General features: G+C 47.3%; 4 protein-coding genes. 3 read left to right on the forward strand and 1 reads right to left on the reverse strand.

Features of this window, described 5'->3' with window-relative positions:
- Positions 1 to 218 precede the first annotated feature (218 nt).
- Together OM978_RS20020 and OM978_RS20025 are read left to right on the forward strand one after the other, a co-directional pair.
- Positions 219 to 4250 carry a M36 family metallopeptidase gene (locus OM978_RS20020; protein ID WP_264344193.1) on the forward strand — a complete coding sequence of 1344 codons (4032 nt, stop codon included), beginning with the start codon at positions 219 to 221 and terminating at the stop codon, positions 4248 to 4250.
- Between the two features lie 11 nt (positions 4251 to 4261).
- Positions 4262 to 9763 carry a S8 family serine peptidase gene (locus OM978_RS20025; protein WP_264344194.1) on the forward strand — a complete coding sequence of 1834 codons (5502 nt, stop codon included), beginning with the start codon at positions 4262 to 4264 and terminating at the stop codon, positions 9761 to 9763.
- A gap of 79 nt (positions 9764 to 9842) precedes the next feature.
- Here OM978_RS20025 and sstT read toward each other — a convergent pair whose 3' ends face one another.
- Entirely contained in the window at positions 9843 to 11063 is a 1221-nt protein-coding gene (gene sstT, locus OM978_RS20030) for a serine/threonine transporter SstT (RefSeq protein WP_264344195.1), read from the reverse strand.
- 189 nt (positions 11064 to 11252) lie between these two features.
- Between sstT and OM978_RS20035 the strand changes: the two genes are divergently transcribed.
- Complete coding sequence (locus OM978_RS20035; RefSeq protein ID WP_264344196.1) at positions 11253 to 12428, forward strand: transglutaminase domain-containing protein; 1176 nt, start codon at positions 11253 to 11255, stop codon at positions 12426 to 12428.
- The last annotated feature ends 16 nt before the right edge of the window (positions 12429 to 12444 follow it).

A 12444-nucleotide genomic window follows, 5' to 3' on the forward strand; every position in this document is an offset into this window, starting at 1 on the left:
CTAAATTGCACAAAAACCTATCAAAAATCATAATGGTTGCGCTACCAATCGATATTGACAGTTTTTAACCGTTTACTTTATAACCAACACCCTACCAGACGAATCTTGCATAACTAACGCCTGGATAAAAATTTTAGGATAGATATAAAGGCACGACTTCAGGTTTGCTCAAAAGCAAGCCGGAGCCTTCGCATTAATTATAAAAATCAAGGCCAACCATGTTAAAACGCGCATCATTTATGCTGCTTAGCGCTGTATTTTCTACAGCAGCAACAGCAGACATTCCGGATATATCGAATAAAAAAGAACGCTACGCCCTTGAGAAAAACAATCTGACAGAGCTCAATGGCTACAAATCCACTTTTGATCCTTCCTTAGGCAGCACCACTTTTCATTGGGTCAACAATGATAGCGCTACCAACAATAAATCAGAGGTTAAAGCATCGCCTAAAAGCGCAGCTGATGTGGAAATCCTGGCCAGGCAAAGTATTGAAGCCCAGGGTGCTCATATCGGAATAGAAAGCATGGATAGCTCCAATGCAAAGTTGCTGGACATTCATGACAATGGCCGTGGTCCTGTCATAGTGCGTTTTCAGCAGATGCATGAAGGTAAGGAAGTATTTGGCCAGGTTTTAAGTCTGATGTTGGACAGGCAGTATAAGGCGAAAGCAATTTCCGGTTATTTTGCCCCGACCACGAAGTTAAGCAAAGCAGCAGCGGCCGCTTCTGTGGCCACGCAGTCTGCGGTATCAAAAATCAGCGAAGAAAAAGCAGCTCAAATCGCTTATCAGCATATGACGTCTGAACCGCTCAAAGGCAAGTTGACCAGCAAAGGCGCTAAACATCATTACAGTCATCTGAATGCAGACACCACTGCCAATAACTGGAAACTTAAAGACGATGTAAGAGTTAAATCGCTGTATTTCAGAAACACAGAAAAAAGCAGCCTTTTAGCGCCAGCCTACCTAATTGAGTTACATGCCACTGAGGTCAAAACAAAGCAAACTAAAGCTTTTTCTTATGTAATTTCAGCAGAAACAGGCAAGGTACTGGTTGAGAATAATCAAATTAGTCATGCCGATGTCAGCTACAGAGTCTGGGCCGATCCCGACACTAAGCATCCTCTGGATAGCCCTCGTGGCAATGATTTACTTCCGTCTATAGCCAGGCTACCTCAGGACGCCCCAGCCAAACAATCCGCTGATGACCAACTGGTTACATTAAGTCATGGTTCTATCAGTACCAGAGATCCCTGGCTCAAAGCAGATGCAACAGAAACCTGGGGCAACAATGTCATCGCCTATCTTGACATAGCCGCCATCGATGGATTCGATCGCTATCTGGGCGACATGATCCCTGAAATGACCTCACCTGGCGTCTTTGATTACCAGGGGGATGCTTTAGGTATTCCCTCCACTGAAACCGCTCGTAAGTCCTCCACTGTAAACCTGTTTTATCTGATCAACTGGTTGCATGACGATTGGTATGACAATGGTCTGGATGAAGTATCAGGTAATGCCCAAATGGATAACTACGGCCGCGGTGGCCTGGGCGGCGACCCTATTTTTGCCGAAGCTCAGGATTGGAGTGGACGCAACAACGCCAATATGTACACCCCTGGCGATGGAAAAAGCCCGGTGATGCAAATGTATTTATGGGACGGTGTTATTGATGGAGAAGTGACAGTTTTAGCTCCAGCCAATGTCGGTCCTTTTGCTATAGGCGGCGCCAATTATGGCCCTACAGCTTTTGATGTAGAGGCAGATGTGGTTCTGGTCAATGACGGTATAAACAGTCCTTTTGATGGTTGTGAAGGCCCATTCGCCAATGCAGCCGAAATCAGCGGGAAAATAGCTCTTGTACTGCGCGGCAATTGTGATTTCATCCAAAAGACCTACTATGCCGAACAAGCTGGTGCTTTAGCTGTACTGGTTGTTGACAATGCTCAAAGCAATAAACCGCCTCATTTAGGAGGTGACAACCCAGCGGCTAAAATTCCTACAGCGTCGCTCACCAGCGATAATGGTGGACAATTGATGGGGATTTTATTCTCCAACCAACAAGCCACAGTCCGGTTACGCAGAGCCAATACAGATATAGACGGCACTGTTGATTTCAGCATAGTGGCCCATGAATTCTTCCATTATGTCAGCAACCGGCTGATTGGGGATGGTTCAGGACTTAACTACAGCACTCAAGGCAAAGCCATGGGCGAAGGCTGGAGTGACTTTGCTGCCCTGCTGATGGCAGTGCGGGAAGAAGATCGCCTTGTAGCTGGTAATGATAAGTATCAGGGACCTTATGGTATGGGTATGCACATTACCGACAATACCTATCTGGGTTTACGTCGTGCCCCTTTCTCCACTGATATGTCAGTTTACCCTATGACATTTAAGCATATGGTCAATGGCGTGCCGCTGCCTGATACGGCCCCTATTTCTTATGGCCATGATGGTGCTGATAACAGTGAGATCCATGCTTCAGGCGAGATTTGGGCCAATACTCTGTGGGAGTTTTATGCCAGCCTGCTGAATGACCCAAGATACAGCTTTGAGCAAGCCAAAGAGCGTATGCAGGATTACCTGATTGCCAGCTTAAAGATGACTCCCTTCCAGCCAACCTTTCTGGAAGCCCGTGATGCTGTATTAGCTGTGACCTCAGCAACAGATGCAAAAGACTGGGAATTGGCAGCCAAAGCTTTCGCTAAACGGGGTATGGGTGTCGGAGCTGAAACACCGGAACGTTATAGTCTGGTGTTTGATGATATTAAAGAAAGTTTTGAGGCTATAGCCGCCAGCTATAAAGTTGTTGAAACCAAGATTGACTATAACTACGACAACGGAACCCTCGGATTCTGCAGTAAAGATGGCATTATTGACGCTGAAGAAACAGTCAAACTGACCATCAAACTGCGTGCCACAGGGACAGTCAGTCTGGATCAGACCATTACTGCAAAACTGGTGTCGGATGCTAATTTCAGCTTCTCAGACGATGGCACGCTAACTTTCCCCGCTCCTGCCGATTCGGCCTCTGGAGAAACCAGCGCCAGCATACTGGTCACGCTCAATGAGGCAAGTACAGCGGAAAAAGTCGGGTTAGATCTGCAGTTTGATGATTACGTTGATGACAATATCAAGGTGATCAAACCTGAACCCTTACATATTACCGAGTATGTGAACTTTGATCCTGTCAAAGAAAGCGACTCTGACGATATGCAAAATCCAAGTCTGAGCCGGGTGCAATGGCAAACAGAAAGTACCTCAATTAACCCAATGCAAGGCTGGGAAGTCACTCAGCTGGACGATCAGAACCAAGCGTGGCATGGCCCGGACAATAGCAGTTTTGGTGCAATCAGCCTGACGACTCCGGAAATTGAAGTCAGTACCACAGACGCCTTTGTTCTGAGCTTTAGTCACTGGTTTAGCTTTGAAGAAGATCCTGAAAATCCGGGTCTGGGTTTTGATGTTGGCCTGATCCAAATTAGTGTGAATGGCAGCCCATTTTTTAATATTACCGATCTCGGAGTTTATCCCTATAACGGATACTACAACGAGACTTTTGAAGCCGCTTTTGTTGGCCGATTAAATGACACTCAAACTCTGGAACCCGTGCAGATTGACTTTGCAAATAGCTTAGCTGGCAGCAAAGTAAGGCTGCGCTTTGTTTCTGCATCTGACGCTTTCGCCGGTGATTTTGGCTGGCTGATTGACAATGTGGCAGTAACCGGAGCACAAACGGCGCCCTTCATGGCTGCAAGTTCTAACAGCGATGCCTGCGATAACAGACCTCTTTATCTGCAGATGGGACCGGATATGCAGGTTTTGGAACACGATACCAAAGGAGTTCATGCCCTGGTACAGCTTAGTGCTGAAGCATTAGACAGAGATGGCTTAGGAACACTTACCGCCCACTGGGTTCAGGTTGCAGGTCCTAAAGTTGAACTCAGCGATGTTTACAACATGACCCCAAGTTTTAAAACGCCAGTTGTTAGCAGCAACACTTTGCTCAGCTTCCGTCTGAGCGTCAGTCAGGGTGCCAATACCGTAGAAGACACGGTCAATGTCACCATACTGGATGCTCCTGCGGTTATACCTGCAGCTCCGGCTCCTCAACCTACACCAGACTCCAGTGGCGGTGCTATATCCCCCCTGTGGCTGGTCGCCGGACTACTGTTCTGGCTGCGGGGACGCTCACAAATCACAGTTGCCTGTTATCGCAGAAACAACAATAAAAACAAACTGGCCATTTAAGGACTACTACCATGAGTTCTCTCAAAAAAACCAAACTATATTCAGCACTGTTAGTGGCTGGGCTTGGGTTTTCTATTCCAGCTACGGCCATTACCACTGCACCGCCAGAAGCACTTACAGCTCAGGCTATGCCAACAGAACAAAGCATCCTGGTCAAAGTGGATGCTTTGCAAAAAAACTACAAGTCCAGACAGGCAACCGGGCAAACAAAACTGAACCAGCAGCAATTAGTCAGCTTGTTACCTGAAACATTTCGTCACAGCCTGAAAAAACAGCAACTCACTATCCAGCGTATTTTCCCGCTGTCAGGTTTAGTTGAACTGAAAAGCACAAAAGCCGGAGCCGTGTTGCCGGAACGTGCAGCTCTGTTAGCAGACATTAGCTATGCCTCCGTCAATTACAGTCGCCAAATACAAGGTACAGTCAAAAGACCTGTGGATGAGATTTATACCGTACTTTGGGGACTGGACGACTATGGCCAATACAATATAGCTAATGAAGCTTATGGCTTAGGGGACAGGGATATTAACGCACCCGAAGCCTGGGGGATCAGAACAGATGCCAGCAACGTACTGGTGGCTGTTTTTGATAATGGAGCCAATGCATCCACAGATATAGTCAACAATCTGTGGACTAATCCTGGCGAAATCGCATTCAACTATGAAGACGACGATAACAATGGCTATGTTGATGATATTTATGGCATTGCGCCAGCCTATGACTGGCAGCCAGGTGAGGTAGGAAACCACTTAGATGGCCATGGCCTGCAGGTGGCAGGTATTATTGCTGCAGAGGGTAACAATGAGTATTTGACTACAGGAGCGGCCTGGAAGGCGCAGCTGATGATACTTAAAGTCAGCGATGAATCAGGCAACATTAAAGATGCCTACATTATCGAAGGCATCGAATATTTACTGGCAGCAAAGCAGCAATATGGCCTGGACAGAGTAGTCATCAATCTGAGTTTTGGTCAGTACACTTATAGTGAAGCTCTGAATGACGCACTGCAAATGGCAGCAGATGAAGGAGTTCTGATCGTTGCTGCCGCTGGTAATGCTAACCAGAATAACGACTACAAAGCCTTTTACCCTGCCAGCGCAGATATAGACAATATCGTCAGTGTCGGCGCTGCGGCAGTCAGCTATAAAGGCAAAGTCACGCTGTCTAACCAGGGCTGCAGTACAGTGGATGTGATGGCTCCCGGCGAAAACATCTGGACATTAAGCGTCGGCGGTAAAGCGAACTCTGGTGAATTGGCAGCTTTGGGTGGCAGCTCAGCGTCAGCAGCCTTAGTTTCTGGTATTGCCGCCTTAACCTGGGCCGAGCATCCGGATTGGGACTGGCGGGAAGTAAAAAATGCACTGTTAAACGCAGCCCAACCTTTGGATGATTTAGCCGGCTTGTCTTTGTCTTCGGGTTTGATCAAGGCTGATAAAGCGCTGCAGCATTCAACAACTGCACCTGTGGTCTGGCAACTCTCGGATAACGGTTTCAGACCAGGCGAAACCATCACCATCTCAGGTGACAAATTTGGCACTTCGGGTCAGGTTACTCTGATCCAGGGCGAACAAACCAGTCAGTTGAAAGTATTGGACTGGCAGGAAAAACAGATCTCCGTAGAACTTCCGAAGGAGACTGCCTATGGCCAGGCGAGTTTAGTGGTCAGCACTGCAGCATTACATTCAGCGAATGTCTGCCTGCCTGTTGCTGATAACGCTGAACACAAAGGCTCCTTAGTGACAGCACGATCTTTCCCGGCTGCAGCTCTGATAGATAACGATATCTGGGTTTTTGGTGGTAATACGGCAGTAAGCACCACCTCATCCGTAGAGAAATATAATCTGACCACCCATGTGGCTGAAAGCAAAAGTGAATGGGCTATGCCAATAGCAATCGAAGCGCCGGCTTATGGTGTGATCAATGGTAAAGTCTATCTGGCTGGAGGTTTTGCTTATAACGTCGCCACCTACAACACAGTACAGATATTCGATCCCAAAACTGGCCAATGGACCACTGGCGCCACCATGCCTGAGCCCGTTGCTTATGCGGCCTCAGTCGTCTACCAAAACAAACTTTATGTTTTTGGTGGCCTGAATAGCAAATATAGCTACGACCCCACCCAACATGATGATATTTCAGACAAAGTCTATGCCTACGATCCCGCAGCCAACAGCTGGAGCCAAGTAGCCACTTTAGAGGTGCCACTTAAAGGTTCTGCTGCAACGGTCAGCCCTGATGGCAAAGGGATTATCCTTGCCGGAGGTCAAACCATAGGTGAACAAGGCGCAGTCAAAACTGTGCAGCAACTGGATGTGACTACGGGTCAATGGCAGGATTTACCGGACATGCTGGAAGCCCGCAGTAATTTCAGTCTGCTGACTCATAATGATGCCATTTATGCCTTATTTGGTACTAACGGTACCACCTTTTTTGACGGAGGATTCAGAGACTCATCAGCCACAGCTGAAACTCTAATCGGCACTGGCTGGACAGTGGCGACACATACGGATCAAGCACTTTATGGCACTGCAGCTGTTAAACAGGGTGAACAGGCGTTCATTCTCGGAGGCGGCACGTCGCAACCTAATGCAGAAGGACAGGATAAATTTTATTTTACTTCTGGCATGTCTGACACAGTAAGAGGTTTTAGGTTAATGCAAAGACCTGAAGTACAAATTGAACAACCACCAGTTCCGCTTCCACCTGTCACTCCACCGGCGGCTGACACTCACAGCGGTGGTTCTGTTGGTGCATTTTTCCTGTTGATGTTAAGCACTGCACTGTTGCGACTGCGTCAGGTGAAAAAAGCAGCCTGGCTCAAAGCCATCTTCGCTTTAAGTGTGTTGCCTGTTTTTTCTGCTCATGCTGCACCAGAACAAGGCACAGAGTCTGATCATAAAGTGACACAACGTGTGTTGCTGAAACTCAAAGATCAACAGTTAGTTCAGGCAGATAGCAATCAACTTAGTGCTGAAGTAAAAAGCCTGTTAGCCGGAGTCGATGCCAGAGTGCTGCATATATTTCCGCGCTCTGGTGTGATTAGCATCGCAACCAGCCAGGATACAGCCTCAGTGGTACAGGAGCTGCGGCAAAGTACTTTAGTTGATTATGCCGAACAGGACTTTTTGCGGGAATTGCGTGCCACTACCCCTAATGATCCTGATTTTGCATTGCAGTGGGGTTTATCAAATATCGGCCAAAGAATGGGCACTCCGGATAGTGGCTATTACTATGGCATCCCGGATCGCGATATTAACGCACTTGAAGCATGGGATATTCGTACCAGTGCAGCCAATGTGGTAGTAGCGGTAATTGACAGCCCTGTTGAAACCCAACACCCTGACTTAGTGGACAATATGTGGGTGAATTCAGGCGAGATTGCCGGCAACGGCATTGACGATGATAACAATGGTTATATCGACGATATCCATGGTATTGAACTCAGCGGCACTGAATACGTAGATATTTTCCCACATGGCACAGCTGTGGCCGGTGTGATAGGTGCAAAAGGCGATAATGGCCAGGGTGTGACAGGTGTAGCATGGGATGTTCAGCTAATGTCTTTGGCAGTGATGGACTCTTATCTGGTCAGCGATGCTTATGCAGTGGAAGCCATTGAATATGTCATTGCCATGAAAGAAAAAATGCAGTTACCACGAGTGATCATTAATGCCAGTTGGGGTGGAGTCAGTTACAGTCAGGCTATTTATGATGCCTTAGCAGCGGCGCAAGAGGCCGGCATTTTAATTATTGCCTCCACCAGCAATGGCGATGACGATGCGGATATACAGCCAAGCTACCCGGCTAACTTTGATTTAGACCATATAGTGGCTGTAGGAGCTGCAGACTCAACAAAAACAGGGCCTTTTTTCAGCAGCTATATAGGCTGCAGCAATGTAGACTTAATGGCGCCAGGTTTTGAGATACAAACCACCACTCCTGTTTTTTATGGTCACTACCAAAGCTACAGTGGTACCTCTATTGCTGCGGGCCTGGTGTCAGGCGTCGCCGCTTTAGTTTGGGAACAGTATCCAGATGCGACAGCTCTGGATGTAAAAGCAGCACTGATGAATGCGGCAATGCCCTATGCAGACTTAGCCCGCAGCAGCGTAACTGGCGGCATGCTAAGAGCTGATCTGGCGCTAACACCTGGCATGATCAGCAAAGCTGCGGTTTGGGCCATATCCCCCAAAGCTGCAGGCCCTGGTGCCATCATCAGCATTAAAGGCCACAACTTTGGTAAAAACGGCGGTCAGGTGTATCTGAAACAAACGGATACCAAGCTGCCTTTGGAACTGGTGTCCTGGTCTGAATCCGAAATTAAAGTCAGATTGGATCAGGCAACACCATATGGAGCATCCCAGATTGAAGTGGTACCAGCCCTGAGCTTTGCCAGTCAGAACGCCTGTTTTACTGTGGCAAAAGTCCCTGAAGCTATAGCAAAAATGGCAACACCACGCACTGAAGCTGCTTATGCCCAGGTAGGGGATGCATTGTGGGTCATTGGCGGCTGGAGCAATAACAGCCCTGTCACTTCTGTTGAACGTTTTGATCTGAATAGCAAAACAAGCAGCAGCAGTACAGCATGGGCGATTCCTGTGGCTCTCAGCGGTGCCAAGGCTGTGGCCGTGGCTGACAAAATCTATCTGCTGGGTGGTTTTGATGCTCAAAGCAATTCAAGTGATCGCATTTACCTGTTTGATACTCAAACCACCAGTTGGAGTCTGCTGGACACCCGCTTGCCACAAACAGCAGGTTATCCCTCTGTAGTGTTAGCAGGCAAGAAGATCTATGTGTTTGGTGGTGTGACAGGTAAATACCCGGCTTACTACGCTGCAGATGTCAGTAACCAGGTGCATGTTTATGACACAGAGACCAACCAATGGTCGCAAGGCCAGGATATGCCAACAAACCTGGCTGGCGCTACTGCCGATCTGGATCCTGCTACAGGACTTATTAGTTTATATGGTGGTTATGCCATGCCTTGGGATAACAGCGGCATGCCAGCAGTAAACTCTGTACTGCAATTTGATCCTGCGACAGAAAACTGGAGCGAAGCTGAGCCTATGCTAACAGCACGAGGTGGCGCAGCCGTGGTGCGACACGAAGGCAAAGTACATGTACTCTTTGGCCGCACAGGCGGAGGTCACAAAGCAGATCAGGGATTTGCTGACGCAGAAACATTTGATGGCAGTAGCTGGCAAAAAACAATGTTAGCCACAGTGCGCCTGACGGATCCTGCCGTTGCTATTAAAGATGATAAAGTCTTTGTATTAGGGGGCTTAACTGACCATAGGGCAATAAAAGAAGGCTCAGATTTACAAGTCTGGCAAATTGATTTATCGGATGCCGAAGCTCCAGCCCCGGAAGAACCTGCACCAACACCTGCACCGGGCAGTGGGACGCCATCAAAACCTGTACCGGCTTCTCATGGCCAAAGCAGCGGCGCTATACAGTTTGGTATCTTGATTGTATTTGCTTTGCTTGCCTTAGGTCGCAGACGTAAGCAATAGCTTACACTTCAGTTCGGCTAACTTTGTTCCATAAAAAACCCCGCTCTATAGCGGGGTTTTTCTTTATTCTGATCAAGTATCAGCTTTGTGGATTCTGGCTTTGGCACACTGCTGCAGTAAAGACCACATCAGTCGAACTATTCAGAGCAGTTTCAGCGCTATCCTGAATCACACCAATAATAAAACCAGTCGCCACCACCTGCATTGCCACTTCGTTCGGAATACCAAATAAGCTACAAGCCAGTGGAATGAGCAACAAAGAACCACCAGCCACACCAGAAGCGCCACAAGCCGATACAGTCGCAATAATGCTCAGTAAAATAGCACTGGCAAAATCAACTTCTATACCCAGCGTATTAACTGTCGCCAGCGTCAGCACTGTGATGGTAATAGCAGCACCAGCCATATTGATGGTCGCGCCCAACGGAATAGATACGCCGTAGATTTCTTCGTTTAATTTCAGCTTTTCACAGAGCTGCAAATTGACCGGAATATTGGCGGCTGAACTGCGGGTAAAAAACGCAGTGACACCACTTTCACGCAAACAGGTAAAGACCAGCGGATAAGGGTTAGAGCCTGTTTTAGCAAACACCAGCAGCGGGTTCACCACAAAAGCGATAATCGCCATAGCACCTAACAGCACAGCAATCAGTTGGCCATAACTGGCTAAAGCAGCAAAACCTGTAGTGGCTATGGTATCAGCGACTAGACCCAAAATACCAAAAGGCGCCAAACGGATAATAAAACGTACTAAAGAGGATACGCCATGTGACAGGTCAGAAAAGACTAATTTGGTACTTTTACTGGCATGTTGCAACGCCAGACCTAAACCCACAGCCCAGGCTAAAACGCCTATATAGTTGCCGGTAATCAAGGCATTGATAGGGTTATCCACCACTTGAAGCAATAAAGCTTTTAATACTTCACTGATACCTTCAGGCGCAGCGATAGCTTCTGGCACAGCAGTCAACACGAGCGTGGTAGGAAACATAAAGCTCAGTAGTACTGCGACCACCGCAGCTAAAAAGGTGCCAAACAGATACAGCACTAACACAGGCTTAATACTGCCACTTTCAGACGCTTGTTTATTGGCAATAGCTGAAGCGACCAACACAAACACCAATAAAGGCGCTATGGCTTTTAAAGCTTTTACAAATAAGGTACCCAACAAGGATAAGTTTTTTGCCAGTTCAGGCGATACCACCGCCACCAGCACACCTAATAAAATACCAATAATAATTTGTGGCACTAACCCCAGTTGCAGAAGTTTTTGCCATGGACGGGATACAGTGGATGTCATACGGACTCTCTGTTGCTGCTGTGGTGCGCGCCACAGTTATAGGAATAAGTGCCCGATTTTGCCTTGAATCTGCCGTCTGGGCAAGTCGGAGTTGTCTGAGCTTCATCGCCGCCAGAGATAAAACAGGGACTTTAATTTCACAGAAGCGGATGTTAGTTTATAGCAAAGTATGTGTTGGACGGATGGACTATGTCACTCGCTAAAATTATTCTGCTTTTGTCTGTCATTGCAATACAAAGCTGTACAACAAAACAGCCCTCCCCGCAGCTTATACAGCTCCCGGCTACATCAGCCAGTCTGTTCCGGCAAGCTGCCAGTCTGCCACAATTGGAGCAACTGTTTTACCTGAACGACGAGCAGCAACAGGATTTTTTAGATTATTTTCATAGCCAGGAGCAAGCCACTTATACGGCTGAATACCGACTTTACAATTATCTGCAAAATAAGCTGATGTATTTTACCTACGAGGGTGCCAATTACAGCGCACAGCTTGCCTTGCAACAACGCAGGGGCAACTGCATGACTTTGGCTTTAGTTACTTCGGCGCTGGCAAAACTGGCCAATATTGAAGTGGGCTACAAAGTGATTTATCAGGAACCTTTGATTGATTACAAAAATAACATTTTCATCAGTTCAAACCACATCCGTACTTATCTTTACAAGGCAACGCCGAAGCAGGAAAAAGGCAATCTGTTGCTACAAAGAGGCGCACTGATTATCGACTACTTCCCGGATAACACTCATTTAACAGGGCAGGACATTCAGGTTGCCCGCTTTCACGCCATGCTGTACAGCAACCTCGCCGCAGATGCCTTGCTGCAAGGCGATAGCGATAAGGCGTTCTTTTTAAGTCAAAAAGCCTTAGAGCAGGACCCAACCTATAATCCAGCGGTGAATATGACGGCATTGATGTATCACCGGAAAAATGCCTACGCAGAAGCAACTCAATGGTTTGATTATGGAATGAAGCTCAAAGACAACCGTATCACTCTGCTGACCAATTACCGTGATCTGGCGATAAAAATGGATAACCAACAACTGCTGGAAAAAATCAATCAACAACTGCTGACCAATGAGGACGATAATCCATACGCATGGTTAGCTTTAGCCATAGATGCTGAACGTAATCAACAATTCAGCCATGCCAAACGCTATTACGAAAAACTACTGGAAAAAGCACCTTACCTGCATAACGCTAACCTGGCGTTAATAGGTTTGTACCTGAAGGAAAAAAACTTCAAATCAGCTCAACGCCTGGTGGAACAAGCCATGGATTATGCCTATGAACCAGAGCGTAGGGAGTTTTATAACACTAAGCTGACAGCCTTGAAGCAACATAGGAAAAGCCTCGAAAAAAATGATTAAGTGCTATGTAACCAGC

The organism is Rheinheimera sp. MM224, from assembly GCF_947090785.1.
Lineage (GTDB): Bacteria > Pseudomonadota > Gammaproteobacteria > Enterobacterales > Alteromonadaceae > Pararheinheimera.